We start from the raw sequence: 21,897 nt of genomic DNA, 5'->3' as shown, positions 1-21,897 counted from the left end.
TAGCGGAACATGACAGGATGGGTCTGTGCAACAGGCTAATCTTCACGATCTGTATCGTGTTGAGAACTTCAACGACAGCTTTGCGCCGGGCCACTATGCACGGGTGCTCGACGGTGTTGACCGGCGAACTGGCAAAACGATCGCCCTGAAGGTGCTCCGGCCAGAGCACATGGCTTATGCCGATCAGCCCACCTGGGAATATCGGGCGTTTGCCAATGAAGTTGATCTGCTGATGCGCATGGCGGGCAGCCCGTATGTGGTGCGGCTGCTGGATTGCGGCTATCTGGCCACGCAGGAAGAGCGCCCGGTCAGGGGGGCATGTGTCTCCTACCAGGCTGACATGCTGGGTTTCATCCGGGATGCCAACATCTTTGCGGAACGGCGCTGGCGGCCGTATCTGGTGCTTGAGAATCTGCCCCGGATGCATAACCTGCTGTACCTGATGAAGCCCAATACCGCCGGTGTGCGCTGGCGGCTGCCGACGGAGGAAGGGTTGGAGCTGGCGCTGCAATTCGCAGCAGTACTTAAGCTGGCTCACCAGCAGCGGATTGTCTACCTGGATCACAAGCTGGAGCATGTGTACTGGGATGGGGCGACCCTGCGAGTGATCGACTGGAACAGCTCCCGCCTGATTGAGGGGACGACCAACCAGACGGCGCAGCTCTTCCAAACCGACATCCACGATCTGGTTGTGGGAGTGTTGTATCCGATTTTCACCGGTCTTTCGCCCCAGCAGGGAAGCCTGACCGCCCAGCCCGGTTCACCGGCAACGGTCAGCCAGCGTTATGCAAACATCAACTACCTGGACTTTGGCGTAGAGCCGACGCTCAGCCGATCGTTGCGAGACCTGATGCAGAAGGGAGCCGCCCGTGGCTTTGCCAGCATTGAGGCGTTTATTGACGAGTTGCAAAATGTGGCAGGGCAGTTCGGGTGGACTTTTCCTCACCGCCCGGCGGCAGATCCGCTGATCCAGGCGCGGGCGCAGATGCGCCAGGGGTTGGAACGATTGCGCGCCGGCCAAGAAGCCATCCGCGAGGCGCGCGAATTGCTGCGCGAAGCGGCGATCACTGACGGGATCAACGATGAGATCGAGCAGGAAGTACGCCGGTTGCTCGGCGCGATCAATGATATGCTGGCGCGGCGGGTGATACCATGATGGGCGGGGAGCTTGCCAGGGAACCGGAGGAGCCATGGACGATCTGAACCGGCTAATCGCTGAATTACGGGCGCGGATTGAGCGGCTTCCGGCAAATGCTGATCAGGCGGAGATCACCACTCTGGAGAGTGAGGCGCGTCGCCTGCTGGCGGCAGCCAGGAATACCCCCTTTGAGGCTGAGGCTCAGGCGCTCTTCGGCCTGCTGGCCCGGCGCACCGCGGCAGCTAGCGGGCAGTCGCCGGTCGATGACGGTGCGATTCGGGGGTTGTTGCGTCGCGCGCGCATCCGGATCGAGCTGGCCGGCGACGAAGACGACATCGACGATGCAATTGACATTCTGGCCCAGGCGCTGGACCGCGACCCGCATCACCCGGAAACGTATGATCTGCTGCGCCAGGCCGCTGCTCACAGCGGTATGCTGGCCATGAAAGTCCGCGATCTGCTGGATCGTTACGGGCTGGATATTGATCTAAGCCTGCCGGAACCACCGGTTGAACCGCCACTGCCGCCGCCAGTGAAACAGATCGAGGAACTACCGGTGGTCAAGCGCGGCGGTGAGCCGTCCGCTATGGCGTCGCCTGTGCCGGCTGCGTCTGGCGGCTCGGATGTCACGGCGCTGATTTCGCAGATGACACAGATTTACTACGCCGGTGATTACCAGCAGGCGGTGGAATACGCCAACCGGGTGCTTGAGTTGCAGCCGGATAACCCGACGGCGCTGGAATATCGCCAGAAGGCTGAGGACAACATCCTGCGCGGCATTGTGCCCGATCATCGTATTCCATTTGACGCGCGGGTGGCCTATAACCGCGCTAACTCGCTGGTGCGGGCCGGGAATTACGAAGAAGCCGAGCGGCTATACCGTGAGGCTCGCGATCTGGCGGAGGCCGCCGGGATTCCTTCCTGGAAGGATGCCGAGACAGCCCTGCTGGAGATTCAGGACCTGGCGCTCTCCCGTGAGCTGCAGAATGAAGGCGACCGCCTGATGGCAGCTGACGACTGGCCGGAGGCCATCCGCAAGTACGAGGGTTCGTTGCGTGTTGTGCCCAACGATCCGGTAGCTCAGGATCGGCTGGAGCGGGCGCGGTATGTAATGAGCCAGTATGAGCAGGCTCAAGCGCAGCTGGCAGGGATGTCCGGCTCGCTGGTGGAGCGGGCACAGACTTTGCAGCAGGTGATCGGCAAGCTGGCCATGCTGCGCCAGCAGTTGCCGGGGAGCACGCGGCTGGCTTCCCTGATGCAGGAAGCGAACAGCCGTCTGCTGGCGATCAAAGCGCAGCTGGGTGAGCAGGCGCGCGGCGCGCTGGGGCGCGCCGAGAGCACCATGGCGCTGGACGAACGGCTACGCATGACCAGCGAGGCGGTCAAAGCCTTGCAGGCAGCCTCCGAGCTTGATCCCAGCGACCAGTCCATCACCGCCCAGCTGCAGGAGGCGCGGCAGGATGAGGCCCGGATGCAGGAGGCGCGGACGTTGATCGAGCGTGCTGCCGCGCTGACCGCCCAGAATGTCGACGCCGAGCTTTCCCAGGCGCGTACGATGCTGGCCTCGCTAGGGCGTTTTTCGCAGGACTCGCGCTATCGGCAGGTGGTCAACGACCTGATGGAACGCTTCATCGATCGGGTTGAAGGCGCGATTATGCAGAACGACGTGGCCGCCGCTGAACGCTGGCTGGGCGTGCTCAAGGACGAGCCATTTCGCGTCCTGGGTCGCCGTACAGATCTGCTGCGGCTGGAAACGGCGGTGCGCAGTATGCGCCAGCGGCGTAGCCTGCGCACGGCCCTGGGTATCCTGGCCGGGGGGATCATCGGTATCATCCTGCTCCTGATCAGCCGTCCGGTGTGGGAGCCAACCGTCCAGGCGATTGTGAATCCGCCAACAGCCACGCCGACTTTCACACCCACGATGACCTTCACCCCCAGCGCTACGCCAACGCCGACAGTGACGCCATCACCGACTCTTACGCCGTCGCCCACGATCACGCCAAGCTGGACGGTCACGCCTTCGCTCACGCCGACCCATACCAATACTCCGACGCATACGTACACACCGACGATGACCTACACACCCTCGGACACGCCCACACCGTCCGATACCCCAACGATCACTCTGACGCCGTCGATCACCCTGACACCCAGCAATACCCCGCCGCCGCCAGTGTTGTGCCGCGTGTTTGTCCAGCGGGAGGGGGGCGTCAACATCCGCAGCCAGCCGAACCTGAACCGCAGCCGAATCATCACTGTAGCCCTGCAGGGGACAGCTATGAATGTCATCCAGCAAACGCGCGGTGATGATGACCGCGTCTGGTTCCTGGTGGATATCAATCTGGATGGCGCGCTGGTACAGGGCTGGGTGCTGCGCGAACTGGTTGTCGAACTGACCGAGTGCCCGCCCACGCTTTAGCTGCGGCGGGGCAGGCTGTTTCTCAGGCTGGTAATCATTTCAAGGAGGGGAGATGCCGAATCCAACCGGTTACTACCGCCCCAGGACGATTGACGAGGCCGTGCAACTGCTCTCGCAGCCGTACATCAAGACTGCTTTGTTGAGCGGTGGGGCCTTGCGTCTGGCCACAGATGATCTGCCGTATGAGGCCCTGATCGATGTGCAGGCCATCGAAGGATTGTCGAGTATTGTCAGCATGCCCGATGGGGTGCTCGCCGTGGGCGCGGCGACTTCGCTGGAGGCGGTGGTGCGTTGGCCGGAGGTCCCGGCGCTACTGCGCGATACTCTGCGACGCTGCCTGACGTGGAACCGGCGCAATGCCATCTCCATCGCTGAACTGGTGGAGTATCCAGAGGCGCTGCCGGAAGCGATCGCGGCTCTGCTGGCCCTGGATGTGACGCTGGTGTTTGCCATGCCAGAGGAACGGCGCATCCGGCTGCAGGATCTCCAGCAGAGTGTCTCTCAGCCACGGTTGCCTGAAAAGGGGCTGATTGTGCGCTTCGAGTTTGCCGCGACTAATCCCTGGCAGACCTGGGGGCAGGCGCATGTCGCCCGCACACCAGCGGATACGGCAATCGTCAGCGCGGCGGCGGTGCTGATAGTGGACAACAGCGGCACGGTGGCACAGGCGCGGATCGCGCTCTCCGGTGTGTGGGATGTCCCGGCGCGCCTGGCGGAAGGCGCTTCAGTGGCTCTAACAGGTCGTCTGCTCGATGCCGCCGCGATTGCCCGCGCTATAGCTGCTCTGAACGATGAGATTGCGCCGGTCGCGGATTACCGGGGCAGTGTCGCTTACCGGCGGGCGATGGCGGGCGTCGTCACTCGCCGCGCTCTGGAAGCATGTCAGGCCCGCCTAGCTGGATAGTGTGACGCACACAGGTAGGTGACCATGGAAATCAGGGTGACAATTAACGGCGAAGCGAGAACGCTCACGGTTTACCCGTGGGAGCGGTTGCTTCATGTCCTGCGCCGGGCCGGATACAAGAGCGTCAAATTTGGCGATGAACTGGGTATGAGCGGGGCGTCTACGGTATTGCTGGATGGCAAGCCGGTTGACAGCGCCGTGATGCTGGCTGCCCAGGCGGATGGCCATCGGATCACGACTGTTGAAGGGTTGGGGACGCCGGATCGCCTCCACCCGTTGCAGCAGGCCTTCATCGAGACTGGCGCGATCCAGTCGGGCTACAATACGCCGGCGCAAATTCTGGTGGCCAAGGCCCTGCTGGACGAGAACCCCAACCCGACCGAGGCTGAAGTGCGCGAGGCGTTGGCGGGCGTGCTGGATCGCGAGACGGGGTATGTCAAGCCGGTGCAGGCGGTACTGCGAGCCGCCGCTATGATGCGTGGCGAGCCGCTTGAACCCTTTGCGCCGCTGGAACGGGCGATCCCCATTCACGCCGAATTCTTCGATCATCCCCATGATGAAAACTTGCCGGATAGCGATGGCCCTGCCGTGCAGACACGCACCCGCCGACCGCTGGTCGTCACGCCTCCGGAAGTCAGACCGCGCAGCGTAGTCGGTAAGGCTGAGCCAAAAGTGGATGCGCTCAAGCTGGCGCTGGGCCGCCCGGTGTTCACCGACGACTTCGAGATGCGCGGCATGCTCTATGCAGCGTTGCTGACCAGCCCGCACGCCCATGCCCGGATCAGGGATATTGACACGTCGGCGGCGGAAGCGCTCCCCGGTGTCCACGCTGTGCTGACCTACAAGAATGTGCCACGGGTGAAGTATGCCAGCGGCGGCCAGACGTATCCCAATCCACCGCCGCATGACCAGGTCAGCCTGGACAACAAGGTGCGGCATGTGGGGGATCGGGTGGCGGTTGTAGCCGCTGAGACTCCGGAGATTGCCCGGGAGGCGCTCAAGCTTATCAGGGTGGATTATGAGGTGTTGCCCGCCGTCTTTGATCCTGAAGCGGCGATGCAGCCCGGCGCGCCGGTGATCCACGACGAAGAAGACACAGTCGGGATTCACGATCGGACGCGCAATATTGTCCACCACATCGAGGCGGCGGTAGGGGACGCGGAGGCGCAATGGGCAAAAGCGGATCGCGTTTTTGAGGGCGAGTATCGTGTGCATCAGGTGCAGCAGGCGCATATTGAGCCGCACGTGTGCATCACGTACTGGGATGAAGACCAACGGCTGGTGGTGCGCACCAGCACGCAGGTGCCGTTCCATGTGCGGCGAATGCTTGCGCCGCTGATCGGCCTGCCGGTGAAGCGCATCCGGGTGATCAAGCCACGCATCGGTGGCGGCTTTGGCGGCAAGCAGGAGATGCTGATCGAGGACCTGTGCGCCCATCTGACCATCGCCACCGGGCGACCGGTTCGGCTGGAGTACACGCGCGAACAGGAGTTCACCAGCGCCCGTAGCCGTCACCCGCAGATTCTGCGTTTCAAGACAGGCGTGACCAATGACGGCGAGGTTGTGGCCGCTGAACTCTACCTGATCGGTAATACCGGCGCTTACGGCACACATGGCCTGACGGTACAGATGGTCAGCGGGTTCCGGGCGTTGACGACCTACAACGCACCGTACAGCCGCTTTGTGTGCGATGTGGTGTATACCAACATCCCTACGCCCGGCGCATACCGGGGGTATGGCGCTCCACAGGCGCTGTTCGCCTTAGAAGTTCACATGGAGGAAATCGCCGAGGCGCTGGGCATGGACGTCGTCGAGTTCAAGCGCAAGAACTGGATCAAGGTCGGCGATGTGATGGTGATGTCCAGGGCGCTGGGCGAAGGCCGGGAAGGGTTTGAACAGGTCGTCCGGAGTAGCGCCCTGGCAGAAGCAGTGGAGATCGGTCTGCGGGCCGTGCAATGGGAGCGGAAGCGAGGCCGGCCCGGTGATGGACCGGTCAAACGGGGAATCGGCATGGCAGTGGCCATGCATGGCTCCGGGATTGCTGGCCTGGATATGGGCGCGGCGACGATCAAGATCAACGATGATGGTTCGTTCAACCTGCTGGTTGGCGCGACCGACCTCGGCACTGGCTCCGATACGGTGCTGGCCCAGATCGCAGCGGAAGTGCTGGGTGTGCCGCTGGAGGACATCATCATCTATTCCTCGGATACCGATTTCACGCCGTTTGACACTGGCGCTTATGCCAGCAGCACCACGTATATCAGCGGTGGCGCAGTTTACAAAGCGGCGATGGAGGTGCGCCGGCAAATACTGGAGCACGCAGCGCAGCACTTCCTGCCGGGTACCCGTCTGGACGATCTCGACCTCCTCGATCGACATGTTGTGGCGCCCGATGGCCGCCAGGTGTCGCTGGAGACTGTGGCCCTGCACAGCCTGCACCAGGCGGATCAGAAGCAGATCATGGCTTCAGCCTCGCACATGAGTTACGAAAGCCCGCCGCCTTTTGCCGCGCAATTCGCCGAGGTGCTGGTCGATACCGAGACGGGCCAGGTTACGGTTGAGCGATTGCTGATGGTGGTTGATTGCGGCGTGGCGATCAACCCGATCACTGCATCGGGGCAGGTCGAGGGCGGGATGACCCAGGCGCTGGGGTATGCCCATTGCGAGGAAATGGCCTATACCGATACAGGACGGGTCATCAACACGCGCTTCGGGGATTATCACATCTATCAGGCCAACGAGATGCCTGATCTGCAGGTGATCTTCGTCGAGACCTACGAGCCAACGGGACCGTTCGGTGCAAAGGCGGTGGCGGAAATCCCCAAGGATGGCGTCGCGCCGGCGCTGGCCAGTGCCATCCATGATGCCACTGGCGTATGGATTCGTGAGTTGCCATTCACGCCAGAACGCGTGTGGCGCGCGCTTAGAGCCGCCGGGCGGGGGTAGGGTAGGCGACTGGCAGGGAGAAAAAGGGCGGTTCTGGATTATGAGCCGCCCTTTTTCAGTCTGTCTGCCCGCAGCTGGTTGACCTTGCGCCATTGCCAAAGGTGCACGACAATATGGCCATGGTCGAACCATGCGCTTTTGTGGTCATCCGATACGAAGATCTGCCGTCGCTGGTGCGAGCGATCTTGCAGATCAACATCACCCGCCGCCAGCGTTTCTTTTACCGCTCGCTGGTATTGACGGCGCCACGTCACGGCTGGGTAGCCTTGCTCCTGGGCGAGGGCGGGGGCATGGTCGACCATCTGCTGATGCGCAACCTGAGCGGGCGGTTGCGCACGATGGCCTTTGAATTACGCCTGGGGCAGCAGGACCTGGCCTATCGCTTTCACCAGGAGGGGCGCACCGTCAGCGCCTTTGAGTCGAATCTGGCGGCTTATGTCAGCCAGCGCCTGCGCAGTATTGAGGCCAGCCGGGATGCCAGTGTGCTGGACCTGAGCGAGCCGCTGGAACGGTTTGTGCTCAAGCGCTACCACGAGTTGCAGCACCCTGACACCGTGATCACGCTATCGCTGAAGATTCCGGGCGTCCTGCAGGCCCACTACAGCAGTGACGCTGCAAACCTGACGCCGCTTTTCCGCGATCCCGCCATGGTTGCCGAGGTTACTGCCCTGCTGGCGCCTGGTTTCAGCCCTGAGCAGGCCTTTGAGGGGCTGGTGTCTGCGCTCGATCTGCCATTTCTCCCGCCAGATACCCTGGTCATCAACGCGCCTGACGGAGAACGGTCGATCAGCGGTCTCGAGATTGTACGGCCCGATCGCTGGATCGATGTGTTGCCGGAGGGCTGGTTGCGCATGCCGGCTGTACCGCCGCCACTGGCCGGGCAGAAGGTGATTTATCGCACCTCTGCGCTGTCCGGTGAGGGTGGTACCGGGACATCAGGCTGACTTGCAGTCGTGGTGGAGGGCTGCAGCGCCGCCTGGCAGAAGCGAGAGGCGTACTTTTTCTGGCAAAGTTAATTTGACAATTACGGTTTCTTTTGTTATATTTTGTCGCGAATTGTGAATTATGACACTTTTTATCTATATATTTATTGTTCGAACTGCGCAGGACGTTTCACTTATCTCCGGGCAGGGTAACAGCAATGAACTATAGACGGGTTTTGAGGCACTGGGCGCTGCTGGCGGCAGGGGGGCTGGCCCTGCTGGGGTGGCCAGGCCGGGTATGGGCGCAGTCCGGCGGGCAGCGTGGCTCGCTGGATGCGGGGGATATTGCCACGCTTTTCAACATTGTTCTGGTGCTGGCGGTTGGGGTTTTCGTGCTGGTTGAGGGCCTGCTCATCTTCGCGTTGGTGCGCTATCGCCGCCGCAGCCGGGATGAGATGCCTGAACAGGTACATGGCAACAACCGGCTGGAACTGGGCTGGACGCTCGGCTCGGCGGTTCTGGTGATCATCCTGTTCTTTTTCACCCTGGGATTCTATCAGCAGCCGCGTGGGCTGCCCCAGACCGACGATGTGCTTACGGTGGAAGTCACCGGTAATACCTGGTTCTGGGAGTTCCACTATCCGGATACCGGGGTACGTACTACCGGGGAGTTCAACGTGCCGGCAGGGCAGCCCGTAGTGTTGGAGATCACGTCTCGCGACGTGCAACACAGCTTCTGGTTGCCGGAACTGGCGGGCAAGGTTGACGCCATTCCGGGTCGTGTGCAGCGGCTTTGGTTCCAGGTGGATGAGCCACGGATTTACATTGGCCAGTGCGCGGAGTACTGTGGTCTGCGTCACTATGACATGCCCATTCGTCTGAATGTCCTGCCGGTGCAGGAGTTCGCAGCCTGGATGGATGAACAAGCCGCCGCCGTAGCTGCCGCGCAGGAGGTTGACCTGGAAGCCGAAGCTGCCGGGTTGACAGGCAATGTGGCCGCCGGGCAGGCGCTCTATACGGCGCTGGGTTGTGTAGCCTGCCATTCGCTGGATGGCACGCCGGGCGTTGGCCCGTCCTACCTGGGGCTTGGGGAACGCGCCGGGACGATGATTGAGGGGTACTCGGCTGAGGAGTACGTCCGCGAATCGATCCTGCGGCCCTGCGACTATGTGGTTGAGGGTTTCAACTGTGTGATGCCGCAGAACTATGGCGACCAGCTCAGTGCACAGGACCTGGCCGATCTGGTGGCGTTTGCCCTGTCCAATTGAGCCGCAGACGGATCGTAGCCGACCGGTTAACCTGCTGGTTGTGAAGATATTGTTTAGGGAGTGAAATGGCATGGCGACTTCTGTAGCGACACCGCAGGCGCTGGCTCAGGCAGAGCCGCGCGGCCTGGTGAGCTGGATCACGACGGTCGATCACAAACGGCTGGGCATCATGTATGTGGTGACGGCCATTGGCTTTTTCATTTTGAGCGGGATTCTGGCGCTGGTCATCCGGACGGAACTGGCGATGCCCGGTGCGACGATCATCACGCCGGAACTCTATAACCAGTTCTTTTCCATGCATGGCACCGGGATGATCTTCCTGTTCGTTATCCCGATGCTGGTGGGGCTGGGCAACTATCTGGTGCCGCTGCAGATCGGGGCACGGGATATGGCCTTCCCCCAGCTTAACGCCCTGAGCTACTGGCTATACCTGTTTGCCGGGTTGTTTCTGTACAGCAGCTTCATGGTACCACTGGGCGCGGCTGCAGTGGGCTGGACCGGGTATCCTCCCCTGAGTACGAACACGTTCTCGCAGGGCGTGGGGACGGATATGTGGATTGTGGGGCTGCAACTGCTGGGTGTGTCGTCGTTGATGGGGGCAGTCAACTTTATCACGACGGTGATGACCATGCGAGCGCCGGGGATGACACTCTGGCGCATCCCGGCCTTCACCTGGACGGTGGTGGTGATGGCGTTTATGGTGCTAATCGCGACGCCGATGCTCAGCGGGGCGTTGCTCCTGCTGCTGGCGGATCGCAACCTGGGGACCCAGTTCTTCAGCGTGGCCAGCGGCGGCGACCCGGTGCTGTGGCAACATCTGTTCTGGTTCTACTCCCACCCGGCGGTGTATATCATGGTGCTTCCGGCGATGGGCGTGATCTCGGAGGTGCTGCCTGTATTCTCCCGCAAGCCGCTGTTTGGCTACAAAGCGATTGTCTGGTCGTCGATCGCGATTGGCGGAATGGGGTTTGCCACCTGGGCGCATCACATGTTCACCACCGGATTGACGCCGGTCACGCAGGCATTCTTTGTGCTGTCGACCATGGCGATTGCCGTGCCAACGGGGGTGAAGATGTTCAACTGGATCTTCACCATGATCGGCGGCTCGATCAGGCTGGACACCCCTTTACTGTTTGCCGTCGGGTTTCTGAGCACATTTCTGGTGGGGGGTATCAGCGGGGTCTTCCAGGCTATCCTGCCCATTGATGCGCAGGTGCATGACACCTACTGGGTCGTTGCCCACCTGCATTATGTGTTGTTTGGCGGTTCGGTGTTTGCCATTTTTGCCGGCATGTACTTCTGGTGGCCCAAGATCACCGGCCGCCGGCTGGGCGAAGGGCTGGGCAAGCTGCACTTCTGGATCATGTTCGTCGGCTTCAACCTGACCTTCTTCCCTATGCATATTCTGGGGCTGATGGGTATGCCGCGCCGCATTTATGACTACAGTCCAGATCGCGGCTGGAACACGCTCAATCTGGTGGCTACTATTGGCGCCTTCCTGATCGCGGCGTCGGTGGTGGTGTTTCTGGCCAACATCTTTGTTTCGCGCAGCCGGGCAGAGGCCGGGGATGACCCCTGGGAGGCAGACACGCTGGAATGGCTGACCGCTTCGCCGCCGCCAGTGTATAACTTCGCCGAGATTCCCATTGTGCACAGCCTGCGTCCGGCGCGTGACGCCCGGCTGGGGCTGATTGGGGAGGAACGCCATGAGTAGCCATCTGCCTTCGGTCGGTCATGCTTATGAGGAGATTCACCTGCCACCGCCAAGCTGGGCGCCGCTGATCGTTGGCTGCGGAGCGACCCTGATCGGAGCCGGGTTGTTGTTCCCGTTAGCGCTGCCGGTGGGATTAATCGTGTTTCTGGCGGGAATCTGGAAGATGGGTCACTTCACGCTGCTGGAGAATCCCCACCCGTCGCTCAAAGTGGATCATCGCCTGCTGGGTATGTGGGTTTTCCTGGCCTCGGAGATCATGTTTTTTGCCGCGTTGCTCTCCACGTTCCTGGGCTACAAGGCACGCGCTGGTGCGGCAGGGGCGTTGTTGAATGTGCCGCTGATGACCATCGGGACGTTCGTCCTGCTTACCAGCAGTTTTGCGGCTGTCTCGGCGCTATCAGCCATCCAGGCTAACCGCATGATCGCCTTCCGCAACTGGCTGATCACGACAATGGCCCTGGGTGGTCTATTCCTGATCCTGGAACTTACCGAGTGGCTGGAACTGATCGGGCACGGCATCACGACTGGTACGCTGTATGGCTCAGCCTTTTTCACTCTGACCGGTCTGCATGGCATGCATGTCCTGATCGGGATCGGCTGGATGGTCTTTTTGCTGGTTCGCACACTGCGCGGCACGATGTCGTCCGGCGACTCAACCGGTGTCGAAATCTTCGGGCTGTACTGGCATTTTGTGGATATCGTCTGGATCGTCCTGTTTACCATCATCTACCTGCTCCGCTGACGATCCCGCTTTGAAGGAGGGCAGACCATGACTGAATATACGCCTCAACTCGTTCAAGCTGAACATAAGAAGCCAAAGTACCTGCTGGTCTTTTTCGCTCTGGCTGCAATCACGCTGGTTGAAGTGACCGTGGCAACCAGGATGCCGGCTGTCCTGGTGGCGCTGTCGCTGTCCAAAGTGGTGCTGGTCGCCCTGTATTACATGCACCTCAAGTTCTCCAGCGGGCTTTTCTCCGCGATTTTTGCCATCCCGCTGCCATTTGTGCTGTTGATTCTGGTGGCGCTTGTTGTGGCGCTGGCTCCTGGCCCGGACAATACCGCTGCTGCCGCTGGTGTGTGCTCATTCTTCTAGGCAGGCCGTGGTGACATGACATACAACACCGGGGGAGGCGCGGGCTGCGACCTCCCCCGGACGCGTTTGAATCCGCGGGAGGTCAGGCGCTGCCGAGCAGTTCATGGCGGATCAGGCGGATCTCATCGCGGACAAGCCCTGTTTCCCGGACGATATCCAGCGCCGCCAGGCCGTGCCAGCCCGCACGGTTCATGTATTCAATGCTGATTGCGCCGCGGTAGTCATTGGCGATCAGCAGTGAAAGCACCTGGCGGAAATCAAGCGTGCCTTCGTGGTAAGGGGTCTGCAGGCGGCCACGCGCCGCCTGCCGGAGCTGGACATGAGCCGCGTGCTGAAGTAGCGGCTCGATCTCGCGAGCGGCGATCCCCTGCGCTGTGAATTGCGCCCAATCTAGAGTCAGACTCAGGCCGGGGACAGCCTCCACCAGGGCCAGCGCTCTGTCCGGCGTGGCGGCCACCGAATCCAGGTGCGGCTCAATGCTGATCCGCAGGTCGGTATCTTCAGTTAATTCCACGATGCGCTGAAACGAGTCGATGGCATTCTCAAAGGCTCCGGGGTTTGCCGGTTCACCGGCGCCGCCAGATGGATGAGGGCGCGTGTACGTGACCAGCTCAGCGTTTTCCTCGGTTCTTTCAGGCGGGTGCAGATGGATCGCTTCCGGGCGTGGCATGCGCGCTTCGGTGATCTCCGGGGTTTCGATCCCCGGTGACAGGGTAACGCCGGGGACGCCCAGGTCGAGGATGAACGGCAATAGACGTTCGAAGAGCTTGACTTCGTACAGTCGGCGGCCTTCATCTGCCGAGGCCAGTGCCGGCAGTAGAAGGTAGAGATCGGTGATCTGAAGATGAAAATCGTCCAGCAAGATGCTGATTCGGGTGACTTCACGACGGGGATTCTTGGCCGCGGCGTCAATGTCCAGGTGGGGGCCGCTGCCGAGATCAAGGTAATTGAAGCCCAGCCGCGCGATGGTCTGCACGGCGTCTTCCAGCGCCAGATCGCTGAAGCCCCAAGTGTGGCACGCTAGCTCGAACATGAACCGTCCTGTTGGCGCGCTCTGATCAGTGCTGACGCGCTTCCTCGATTGTGATCCAGCCTTTGCGGAGGGCCACCAGGGCGGCCTGAGCGCGGCTTTGCGCGCCAAGTTTGTCGATGGCGTTCTTCAGGCGCTGGATCACTTCCTGCTCGGTGCAGCCCAGCTTATCGGCGATCTGGGTGTTGGTGTCTGCGCCGCTGACGATGCAGAGCAACACCTGGCGCTCGTCATCGGTGAGGGGGTCACGCTCCAGCGGGGTCAGCAGGCCGGAGACGACCTTCTCAGTCACATCGGCGCCGAGCACCATTTCCCCGCGCGCGACCTTGTAGACGGCGTCCAGCAGTTCCTCCTGTGAACTGGTCTTGAGCAGATAGCCATGTGCCCCGGCCTGTAGCGCCCGGATGATGTAAGCGTCCTCTGTGCGCCCGGTCAGGACCAGTACCCGCGTTTGAGCATGGTTGCGCCTGATCTCCGGCAGGATGTCCAGCCCACTTCGATCGGGCATGTTGAGGTCAAGCAGGAGCAGGTCGGGGGCGTGCTGTTCCACCAGCGCCAGCGTCTCCTGGCCGGTTCCGGCTTCAGCGACGACCTGCAGATCGGGCTGATCGTCCAGGTAGAAAGCGATGCTGGTGCGCAGGATGGCGTGATCATCGGCGACAATCACACGGATGGGAGCGGTGTGTTCCGGGGCCACCGGGGCGGGAGGGAGAGTCGGGCGTGGCGCTGACCCGGCGGCCGTTGTGCCGGGCGTAACTCGACTCTGATTAAGCGCCTGGGCAAATTCGGCGGCGGACTGGTAGCGTTGCTCCGGTTCGCGCTGGAGTGCGCGCATGATGGCCGCGTCCAGCCAGTCGGGAATGTCCGGGTTAAGGGTTCTGGGCGGCTCAGGATCGCTGGAGACTTTCTTCAACAGCAGTGCCCCAATGTCGTTCATGTCAAAGGGCAGTCTGCCGGTGGCCATTTCATACAGCAGGACGCCCAGGCTGTAGATATCGGAGCGGTGGTCGATGTCGAGGCCGCGGGCCTGTTCTGGCGACAGGTACGCCGGCGTGCCGATGATTGAGCCGTGGGCAGTGATGTGTTTGGCGTCGCGCGGCATCGCCAGGCCGAAGTCCATGATCTTGACCACGCCTTCTTCGGAAACTTTGACGTTCGCTGGCTTGATGTCCCGGTGGATGATGTTCATCCGGTGGGCGTATTCCAGGGCGCTGCAAAGCTGGATTCCCAGGTCAGCGACGACTTCCGGAGGAGACGGAATCAGGTCGGTCAGCGGCCGGCCTTCGACGTATTCCACTACCAGAAAATGGTAGTCATCCTCCTCGGCCTCATCGTAGATAGCCATGATATTCGGGTGGTTGAGGGCAGCGGCGCTACGCGCTTCCCGGCTAAAGCGTGCCTGGGCGATGGCGCGCACATAGGGCAACAGGACTTTGATCGCCACGTGGCGCCCCAGTCGCTCATCCCTGGCCAGGTAGACTGTGGCAGTAGCGCCTTCACCAATGAGTTGCTCGATGACATAGCGGCCCAAGAGCTTATGCCCGATTTTCACTGGCGACCCCTTTTCATGCGGACGCCCTGTGGCGTTCTTGGTCTGTGGACCTGCTGTGCTTGACGCTGATCTCGTTCGGAGCGCGGTGGCGAATTTGACACAGGTGCCTATGGATATTGTATCTGTTTTCGTGATCGGCGCTCAAGCGGTGTGATGACGCCGGGCGAATCATCTTGCTGAATGCTGCGGTTCTTCAGCCCCCAAACAATGGGGGGCAGGCGCGGCGGCAGACTGTGTTATAGTGAAGATTAGGTCTGGGATCAGCAACAGGCCCAACAGCAGCAGGTTATACACAGGGAAAGGTTGCACAAATGCTTCGCAGATTAGTGTTCGTTCTAGTGGTCATTGTGGGGGTAAGCCTGCCTTTGTCCGGCATCCAGGCGCAGGGCGAGGGGCAGCCGCCGGTCTTTTGCAGCACGTTGAGCGAAGCCGATTGCGCGATTCTGGAGCAGGCGCAGGCCGCTATGGCCGGAATCTCGGCGGCGGCATTTGAAGCCGGGCTTGATCTGGTTGTCAGCAGCAGCGACCCGGAGATCGGGCGTGTTGCGGTGACCGTGGCGGGGAACGGCGCTATGGCTGCCGACATGACGTTGATGGCGGCTTTTCCGCAGCCAGGGGCTGCCATGGCTGAATTCATGAGCCAGGCTCCCCAGAAACTGGTGGAGTTTCTGCGCACGGTGAACGGTCGGGTGAACCTTCTGATCACCCTTCCGAAGGAACTGGCAACGGAAGCGGGCATCCCGCAGGAGGGCCTGCCAATTGAGCTGGTTGTGGTGGGCGGCGTTGTCTATGTCAATACGGCGGCGCTGATGCCTGCTGGCGAGACAGAAGGTCCGGCCTGGATCGGTCTGGATGTGCCGTCGATGTACGAGAGCATGCTGTCCATGGCTGAAGGCGGTGCCCCCGGTGAGATGGCAGCAGTGTTAGAGTCGGAGGCCTTCCAGGCGCTGGTCAACTTCCAGAATTATGTGGATTTTGTGCGCATCACGCGCCTGGCGGATGTTGAGATCGGCGGTCAGCCAGCCGCGGCCTTCCAGACGGTGGTCGATTACGCGGGCCTGTTCTCCAGCGAAACCTTCCAGAAAGCTTTCCTGGACTATATGGCTTCTGTTATGGAGATGCAGGGCGAATCGCTGGAGGAGATGCCCGAAGGGTTCATGGACGTGATGGCGGCAATCATGGCGGGGATGAGCCTGCAGTCCACTCAATGGGTGGATCTGAAGGATTACCATATTCGCCACACCGACATGACGTTTGGCTTCGAACTGAACCGGGAAGCCATCCAGCAACTGGAACCCGAAGCGGCAGAAGATATGCCGGAAGACCTATCGATCAGCCTGTCCATGAACATTGACCTGAGCGATTTCAACGTCCCGGTGGAAGTCACCGCGCCGGAGGGCGCCCAGGTATTCAACCCCATGCTGTTCATGTCATCGATGGCGGAAGGCAACGACTGACCGGCATCGTAACAGTTGAACAGTATCAAGCCCCCTTCTCAGCAGGTTGAGGAGGGGTCTTTTCGTTGTCGGGAGTGTCTAATTTCAAGGATACACGAAATCTTTCAGGTGAGCCGGGTAAGCCGGGAACTGGCGTTTGAATAACTGGCGGCGGTTCCAGGCAAACACAAACAACCTGACAGAACGCCAGAGGGCGTGAATGCACCGAGAAAAGCAACATGACTGACGTGCCAGCCGCGCCAGATAGTGACGGAGTTCAGCATTGTTTGCCTCAACGGCATAGGTCTGGCTCTTGTCGGTCAGGGCCTGATGACGACCGGGATAGTACACCAGCGTGTGATAGGTTGAGAAGTCGTCCGAATAATACCGCCGGGCCTGAGGACTACGGTCGAGCATGGCTTGCAGCGCCTCCGTGCTCCTTTCCCAGACCACATCCCAGCCGACAATGCAGCGACTAGCCCGGTCGACCTGGGTGATCACGTAGACGACGTTTTTTTGCGCTCAACGAAGGTGAATAACTCATCGAGTTCTTCCACCTCAATGGGCTCGGCAGGAGCCGGCGGCGGATCGGGCAATTGATCAGCGTGGGCTTTGACCCAGTTGGCGACCGTTTGATGGTTGACTTTAAGCAGGCGCGCAATACGCCGAAAGTTCAGCCCATCAACATACATCTCCAGCGCCTGGCGCTGTATTTCAGCCGGATACCCGATGTCATTCGGCTGGGGCGTGTACTTGCGGCGGCACACCTTACACAGATAGCGCTGGCTGCCTGAGGCATTCAGCCCCGCTTTGACCTGCTGTTCGGTTCGGTGACAGTACGGACATTGGTTCATAGTTCTATTTTACCCATATCCCTATTTTTAGACACCCCCAATCCCTGCGCCCTATCGACCACGATGAGCTGCATGAGGCCACCGATTTGATCCGCAACTTCTGCACATATTGGGAGCAGTGCGCCGAAACGGACGAACCGGATGAAGCACGCCAACAGCTTCTGGCCAAGATCGTCGAGCAGGTGATCGTCTACGACGACCATGTGGTGGCCATTGCGTTGCATGGTGACTTCAATGTTATTCTGGATGGGGAGGAGTCAATGCCGGTCGAAATTGCGGAGGTTTTAGGGGAGAAAATCACCGCGCGCCATTCTGAAATGACGCGCGGTCGGTGCGGGAGCGACGGGATTCGAACCCGCGATCTCCGGCTTGACAGGCCGGCATGTTAACCGCTACACTACGCCCCCAGTCAACGGGGCGCATTATAGCAGTGCCCTTCCGGGCTGTCAATGGTTTTGTGCCTGAGCAGAGCCTGTATGAAGAAGGGCATTCCCCGTAAACGGCTGCTGCGCTATTCCGGAATTCTATTGTTCGCTGGCCGCCTTCCCTTTGCTGCACCCGCCGGTATAGCCACTACACAGGCTTTCCCCCAGCCATTGCCGATCTTCTATCCGCGAGTATGATCAGCCCGTATCTAAGGACGGCGGCGATGACCACAATCGATATCAAACGCCCGGCGCTCTGGCGTGGGATCATCAGTGACCTTCTCTTGTTGACGACAGGCGGCGTACTCTCCGGGATTTCGCTGAATATCTTCTACGCACCATACGAAATTGCGCCCAGTGGTGTATCCGGCCTGTCAGTGATCTTCAACCATGTGGTTGGCACGCCCATCGGCCTGATGGTGCTAATACTGAATATCCCGATCCAGATGCTGGCTTACCGGATGCTTGGCGGCTGGCGGATCGTCCTCAAGACAATCTATGTTGTTGGGGTTTATTCGCTGGCGATTGATATGCTGGCGCCCTACCTTCCTGCCCATGGCATCACCAACGATCGGCTGTTGAGCGCCATCTTTGGCGGTATCCTGGGAGGCATTGCCGGTGGGCTGGTGTACCGCGCTGGCGGTTCTTTTGGCGGCAGTTCAACCATGGCGCTGATCCTGCAGAAAAAGCTGGGGACTGCCTTTAACGCCACTTATCTGTATACGGATGGCCTGGTTGTCACCCTGGCTGGCCTGGTCTTTGGCTGGGAAAGCGCCCTGTACGCCATCGTCGCCATCTATGTGGATGGCACCGCTGCGGATTACGTGCTGGAAGGGCCAAGCACCATCCGCACGGCAATGGTGATCACCAACCAGCCACAGGAGATCGCCGATCTGATCATGACCAGGCTGGCACACGGTGTGACCTGCTGGACCGGCACCGGGATGTACACCGGCCAGACTCGTCATGTGTTGTTCGTGACAGTGCGTCGCCCTGAAGTGGCCGACCTGCGACACCTTGTCTACTCTGCCGATCCGCGGGCGTTTATGGTGGTAGGCCAGGGGCACACCGCCTATGGCGAAGGGTTTCAGTCAACCGATGTGCGCTGAACCGTTAACGTCCGGCATTGTGTGCGTTCTGGCTGCTTATGCAGGTCACAGCACAACGGTCTGGAGCTAAGCCATCATGATGACACACCGGCCACAAAAACCTGCCCCAAAACGGAAGTCGCGGCCCCCGGCCCCGGAGGTACGCCGCTTTGAGGCCAATGTGGTCGAAGGGCTGGAGACGATCGCTCGCCGCGAATTGAGCGTTCACCTGGACAAACGTGTCACGCTTCACCGCCTGCCAAAGGCCGGGACCGCATCGGGCGCTTTTCGCTTCGATTATGCCGGTGGTTTGCGCGCCCTGCTGCGGATGAAGACCGTGCAGGCAATCTACCTGGTTCGCTTCTATACCATTCCCCGCCCACGCGCCCTGCTGGGCGATCAGACGTTCCGGTCTTTGCTGGAAGATATCGCCCTGGTTCGCGCGGCGCATCCACCACAGGCTTTCCAGACGTTCTTCATCAGCGCCGCTGGTGAGAACACGGCTGTCATGAAACGCCTGCGGACGGCGATAGCGGAAGCAACCGGCCTGAGCGAGGGCTTCGAGGAAGGCGATCTGTTGCTACGTGTGCGGCGGCCCCTCGACGGACGTGAGGGCTGGGAGGTGCTGCTGCGTATTTCGCCGCGTCCCCTTGCCACGCGATCCTGGCGGGTCTGTGACATGGAAGGCGCGCTGAACGCTACAGTCGCCCATGCGATGGTGCTGATGACGGATCCGCGACCCTATGACATCTTCCTGAACATTGGCTGTGGTTCCGGCACGTTTCTGGTGGAGCGTCTGCTGGCAGGGCCGGCCCGCCGCGTGCTGGGCTGCGACATCAACCCGGAAGCGCTGGTCTGTGCGCGGGAGAACCTGACAGCAGCCGGGTACACGCAGGTCGCCGAGCTGCACGACTGGGATGCCCGGCAGCTTCCGCTGGAGGACGCCAGCGTTGACGCGCTGTGTGCCGATCTGCCGTTTGGCCATCTGGTGGGTTCCCATGCCGACAATGTAACGCTCTACCCGGCGCTGCTGGCTGAAACGGCGCGGGTAGCTCGCCCCGGGACATTGTTTGCTCTGATCACGCACGAGGTCAGGCTGATGCAGAGCTTACTCAGCGCAAGCACGGTCTGGCGTCAGGTCAGCGAACAGCGGATCGCGCTGGGTGGCCTGAACCCGCGCATCTTCGTCCTGCGGCGCGTTTAAGTCCCTCCCCTGCCGAGAAGGAGGTATCAGATGCCCCGCTTGCGTGATCTGGGCGTGACGCCTGGCGTGACGCCTGGCGTGTTGCCGACGGGCCGCCACAACGCCATCACCGATGTTGCTGGCGTCCTGGTCGGGCAGGTTACGCTGATCGCTGGCGAGGGGCCGTTGCATCCGGGCTACGGGCCGATCCGTACCGGCGCGACCGCCATTCTCCCACACGGGGGCAATCTCTTCCAGGAGAAAGTTGTCGCCGCTGTGCAGACCTTCAATGGCTTTGGCAAGGCGATGGGCTTTGAACAGGTCCGCGAACTGGGCACGATCGAGACGCCGATTCTGTTGACCAACACTCTCAACGTCCCGCGAGTAGCAGACGCGGTCATCGACTACATGCTGGCCAGGAACCCGGATATTGGCCTGACAGCTGGCACCGTCAACCCGGTGGTAGGGGAATGCAACGACGGCTTCCTCAATGATATCCGGGGGCGGCACGTCCGGGCGGAGCATGTGCTGGCGGCCCTGCAGCACGCCAGCGACGGGCCGGTTGCGGAAGGCGCAGTCGGTGCGGGTACGGGAACCGCGTGTTTTGGCTTCAAAGGCGGCATTGGCACCGCTTCGCGCCTGACGCCAGCCGGGTACACGCTCGGTACACTGGTGCAAAGCAACTTCGGCTCACGCCAGCACCTGCAGGTGCTGGGCGTTCCAGTAGGTCAGCACTTCCAGGATCGCCTGCTCCCGCTGACCAGTCCGCCTCCTGGTTCGGTCATGATTGTGCTGGCTACCGATGCGCCGCTGACAGCCCGGCAACTTGGCCGTCTGGCCAGTCGCGCGGCACTGGGGTTGGCCCGCACCGGCGCAATCAGCGCGAGTGGTAGCGGCGATTTCGTGATCGCTTTTTCCACAGCCAACCGTCGTCCGCAAAGACCGGCACAGGACACGCACACCCTGCGGGCAATCGCTGAAGAAGGTCAGGTTGCCATTGACGATCTATTCCTGGCTGTGGTGGAAAGTGTGGAGGAAGCAGTGCTCAATTCGCTGACAGCAGCCACCACCATGACTGGCCGGGATGGGCATACGCTGTACGCCCTGCCGCCGGACGAGCTGGTCGACCTGCTGCGCCGCTATGGCCGGGCGGCAGGATGATCCTCCGCCGGGGGCGACTGATTGCGTCGGGCAGGTGCCGTCAGGTACTATTGCGGCAAGCCAGAATGAGGAGAGCAGCATGAATACGATCAAGATCGCCCCATCCCTGCTATCCGCCGATTTTGCGCGTCTGGGCGAGCAGATTCACGAGGCTGAAGCCGGCGGAGCGGATGTGATCCACGTAGATGTCATGGATGGGTGCTTTGTCCCGAACATCACCGTTGGGCCACTGGTGCTGAGCGCAATCCGCCGGGTGACAGCGCTACCGCTGGATGTGCACCTGATGATTGTGGAGCCAGAGCGCCACCTGAACGCATTTGCCGCCGCCGGGGCGAACACTCTCACTGTCCATGTGGAGGCCAGCATCCACCTGCACCGCACCCTGCAGCAGATTCGCGACCTGGGCTTGCGGGCCGGGGTAGCGCTCAACCCTCATACGCCGGTCACGATGATCGAAAACGTGTACGACCTGCTGGATCAAGTATTGGTGATGACAGTCAACCCCGGGTTTGGCGGGCAGACCTTCCTCCCGACCATGCTGCCCAAGATTCGCGCCGTACGCGAGCGCAGTACGGCCCTGGGACATCGACTGGATATCGAGGTTGATGGCGGTATCGCGCCGGACACCGTGGGGGCGGTGGTGGCTGCCGGAGCCAATGTCCTGGTAGCCGGGAATGCGATCTTCGCCGCGCCGGAAGGGATCGCTGCGGCGATCCAGGCGATTCGCGCTGGTGCGGCAGCAGCGCGGTATGACGCCGTCTAG

The 21,897-nt window shown here is 61.2% G+C and carries 19 protein-coding genes and 1 tRNA gene; 14 read left to right on the top strand and 6 right to left on the bottom strand.

Annotated elements, in window-relative coordinates:
* The first annotated feature begins 25 nt into the window (after positions 1-25).
* From HPY64_17105 to HPY64_17065, 9 genes are all read left to right on the top strand, one after another.
* Positions 26-1,156 (top strand): hypothetical protein, encoded by a 1,131-nt coding sequence (locus tag HPY64_17105; GenBank protein NPV68850.1) that lies wholly within the window; start codon positions 26-28, stop codon positions 1,154-1,156.
* 34 nt (positions 1,157-1,190) lie between these two features.
* A complete protein-coding gene (locus tag HPY64_17100) occupies positions 1,191-3,557 on the top strand; it encodes an SH3 domain-containing protein (GenBank protein ID NPV68849.1) in 2,367 nt (788 codons plus the stop codon).
* A 52-nt stretch (positions 3,558-3,609) separates the two neighbouring features.
* Entirely contained in the window at positions 3,610-4,461 is an 852-nt protein-coding gene (locus HPY64_17095; protein NPV68848.1) for a hypothetical protein, read from the top strand.
* A 24-nt stretch (positions 4,462-4,485) separates the two neighbouring features.
* A complete protein-coding gene (locus HPY64_17090) occupies positions 4,486-7,407 on the top strand; it encodes a molybdopterin-dependent oxidoreductase (protein NPV68847.1) in 2,922 nt (973 codons plus the stop codon).
* Positions 7,408-7,520: 113 nt separating this feature from the next.
* Entirely contained in the window at positions 7,521-8,351 is an 831-nt protein-coding gene (locus HPY64_17085) for a hypothetical protein (GenBank protein ID NPV68846.1), read from the top strand.
* A gap of 197 nt (positions 8,352-8,548) precedes the next feature.
* Entirely contained in the window at positions 8,549-9,598 is a 1,050-nt protein-coding gene (gene coxB, locus HPY64_17080) for a cytochrome c oxidase subunit II (protein ID NPV68845.1), read from the top strand.
* A 70-nt stretch (positions 9,599-9,668) separates the two neighbouring features.
* Positions 9,669-11,312 carry a cytochrome c oxidase subunit I gene (gene ctaD, locus HPY64_17075; protein ID NPV68844.1) on the top strand — a complete coding sequence of 548 codons (1,644 nt, stop codon included), beginning with the start codon at positions 9,669-9,671 and terminating at the stop codon, positions 11,310-11,312.
* A complete protein-coding gene (locus HPY64_17070) occupies positions 11,305-12,054 on the top strand; it encodes a heme-copper oxidase subunit III (protein NPV68843.1) in 750 nt (249 codons plus the stop codon). Before ctaD ends, HPY64_17070 begins: the two co-directional genes overlap by 8 nt.
* 27 nt (positions 12,055-12,081) lie before the next feature.
* Complete coding sequence (locus HPY64_17065; protein NPV68842.1) at positions 12,082-12,405, top strand: cytochrome C oxidase subunit IV family protein; 324 nt, start codon at positions 12,082-12,084, stop codon at positions 12,403-12,405.
* An 82-nt stretch (positions 12,406-12,487) separates the two neighbouring features.
* Here HPY64_17065 and HPY64_17060 read toward each other — a convergent pair whose 3' ends face one another.
* Both HPY64_17060 and HPY64_17055 read right to left on the bottom strand, forming a co-directional pair.
* Entirely contained in the window at positions 12,488-13,438 is a 951-nt protein-coding gene (locus HPY64_17060; GenBank protein NPV68841.1) for a sugar phosphate isomerase/epimerase, read from the bottom strand.
* 25 nt (positions 13,439-13,463) lie between these two features.
* Positions 13,464-14,987 carry a protein kinase gene (locus HPY64_17055; GenBank protein ID NPV68840.1) on the bottom strand — a complete coding sequence of 508 codons (1,524 nt, stop codon included), beginning with the start codon at positions 14,985-14,987 and terminating at the stop codon, positions 13,464-13,466.
* Between the two features lie 311 nt (positions 14,988-15,298).
* On the opposite strand from HPY64_17055, the gene HPY64_17050 reads away from it, so the two are divergent.
* Complete coding sequence (locus HPY64_17050) at positions 15,299-16,444, top strand: hypothetical protein (protein ID NPV68839.1); 1,146 nt, start codon at positions 15,299-15,301, stop codon at positions 16,442-16,444.
* 84 nt (positions 16,445-16,528) lie between these two features.
* Here HPY64_17050 and HPY64_17045 read toward each other — a convergent pair whose 3' ends face one another.
* The 4 genes from HPY64_17045 to HPY64_17030 all read right to left on the bottom strand — a co-directional run bounded on the left by HPY64_17045 (position 16,529) and on the right by HPY64_17030 (position 17,684).
* Positions 16,529-16,876, bottom strand: coding sequence for an IS1 family transposase (locus HPY64_17045; GenBank protein NPV68838.1), 348 nt, complete (start codon positions 16,874-16,876; stop codon positions 16,529-16,531).
* 44 nt (positions 16,877-16,920) lie between these two features.
* Positions 16,921-17,277, bottom strand: a complete 357-nt coding sequence (locus HPY64_17040; GenBank protein ID NPV68837.1) for an IS1 family transposase — start codon at positions 17,275-17,277, stop codon at positions 16,921-16,923.
* Positions 17,274-17,501, bottom strand: coding sequence for a hypothetical protein (locus HPY64_17035; protein NPV68836.1), 228 nt, complete (start codon positions 17,499-17,501; stop codon positions 17,274-17,276). Before HPY64_17035 ends, HPY64_17040 begins: the two co-directional genes overlap by 4 nt.
* 110 nt (positions 17,502-17,611) lie before the next feature.
* Positions 17,612-17,684: transfer RNA gene (locus tag HPY64_17030), tRNA-Asp, on the bottom strand.
* A 242-nt stretch (positions 17,685-17,926) separates the two neighbouring features.
* On the opposite strand from HPY64_17030, the gene HPY64_17025 reads away from it, so the two are divergent.
* From HPY64_17025 to HPY64_17010, 4 genes are all read left to right on the top strand, one after another.
* Positions 17,927-18,811 (top strand): YitT family protein, encoded by an 885-nt coding sequence (locus HPY64_17025; protein ID NPV68835.1) that lies wholly within the window; start codon positions 17,927-17,929, stop codon positions 18,809-18,811.
* A gap of 76 nt (positions 18,812-18,887) precedes the next feature.
* Entirely contained in the window at positions 18,888-19,994 is a 1,107-nt protein-coding gene (locus HPY64_17020; GenBank protein NPV68834.1) for a methyltransferase domain-containing protein, read from the top strand.
* Positions 19,995-20,024: 30 nt separating this feature from the next.
* Positions 20,025-21,134, top strand: coding sequence for a P1 family peptidase (locus HPY64_17015; GenBank protein NPV68833.1), 1,110 nt, complete (start codon positions 20,025-20,027; stop codon positions 21,132-21,134).
* Positions 21,135-21,213: 79 nt separating this feature from the next.
* Positions 21,214-21,897, top strand: a complete 684-nt coding sequence (locus tag HPY64_17010) for a ribulose-phosphate 3-epimerase (protein ID NPV68832.1) — start codon at positions 21,214-21,216, stop codon at positions 21,895-21,897.

It is taken from the genome of Anaerolineae bacterium (assembly GCA_013178165.1).
In the GTDB taxonomy this organism is placed as follows: Bacteria; Chloroflexota; Anaerolineae; order Aggregatilineales; family Ch27; genus Ch27.
This window is presented reverse-complemented; position numbering and strand designations above follow the sequence as displayed.

Excerpts from the sequence above, each read along its gene's own strand:
- HPY64_17015 (NPV68833.1), top strand. The coding sequence starts at position 20,025 with ATGCCCCGCTTGCGTGATCTGGGCGTGACGCCTGGCGTGACGCCTGGC.
- HPY64_17025 (NPV68835.1), top strand. The coding sequence starts at position 17,927 with ATGACCACAATCGATATCAAACGCCCGGCGCTCTGGCGTGGGATCATC.
- HPY64_17010 (NPV68832.1), top strand. The coding sequence starts at position 21,214 with ATGAATACGATCAAGATCGCCCCATCCCTGCTATCCGCCGATTTTGCG.
- HPY64_17065 (NPV68842.1), top strand. The coding sequence starts at position 12,082 with ATGACTGAATATACGCCTCAACTCGTTCAAGCTGAACATAAGAAGCCA.
- HPY64_17020 (NPV68834.1), top strand. The coding sequence starts at position 18,888 with ATGATGACACACCGGCCACAAAAACCTGCCCCAAAACGGAAGTCGCGG.
- HPY64_17060 (NPV68841.1), bottom strand. The coding sequence starts at position 13,438 with ATGTTCGAGCTAGCGTGCCACACTTGGGGCTTCAGCGATCTGGCGCTG.
- HPY64_17040 (NPV68837.1), bottom strand. The coding sequence starts at position 17,277 with ATGAACCAATGTCCGTACTGTCACCGAACCGAACAGCAGGTCAAAGCG.
- HPY64_17100 (NPV68849.1), top strand. The coding sequence starts at position 1,191 with ATGGACGATCTGAACCGGCTAATCGCTGAATTACGGGCGCGGATTGAG.
- HPY64_17090 (NPV68847.1), top strand. The coding sequence starts at position 4,486 with ATGGAAATCAGGGTGACAATTAACGGCGAAGCGAGAACGCTCACGGTT.
- HPY64_17095 (NPV68848.1), top strand. The coding sequence starts at position 3,610 with ATGCCGAATCCAACCGGTTACTACCGCCCCAGGACGATTGACGAGGCC.
- HPY64_17070 (NPV68843.1), top strand. The coding sequence starts at position 11,305 with ATGAGTAGCCATCTGCCTTCGGTCGGTCATGCTTATGAGGAGATTCAC.
- ctaD (NPV68844.1), top strand. The coding sequence starts at position 9,669 with ATGGCGACTTCTGTAGCGACACCGCAGGCGCTGGCTCAGGCAGAGCCG.
- HPY64_17085 (NPV68846.1), top strand. The coding sequence starts at position 7,521 with ATGGCCATGGTCGAACCATGCGCTTTTGTGGTCATCCGATACGAAGAT.
- coxB (NPV68845.1), top strand. The coding sequence starts at position 8,549 with ATGAACTATAGACGGGTTTTGAGGCACTGGGCGCTGCTGGCGGCAGGG.
- HPY64_17035 (NPV68836.1), bottom strand. The coding sequence starts at position 17,501 with ATGCAACGCAATGGCCACCACATGGTCGTCGTAGACGATCACCTGCTC.
- HPY64_17050 (NPV68839.1), top strand. The coding sequence starts at position 15,299 with ATGCTTCGCAGATTAGTGTTCGTTCTAGTGGTCATTGTGGGGGTAAGC.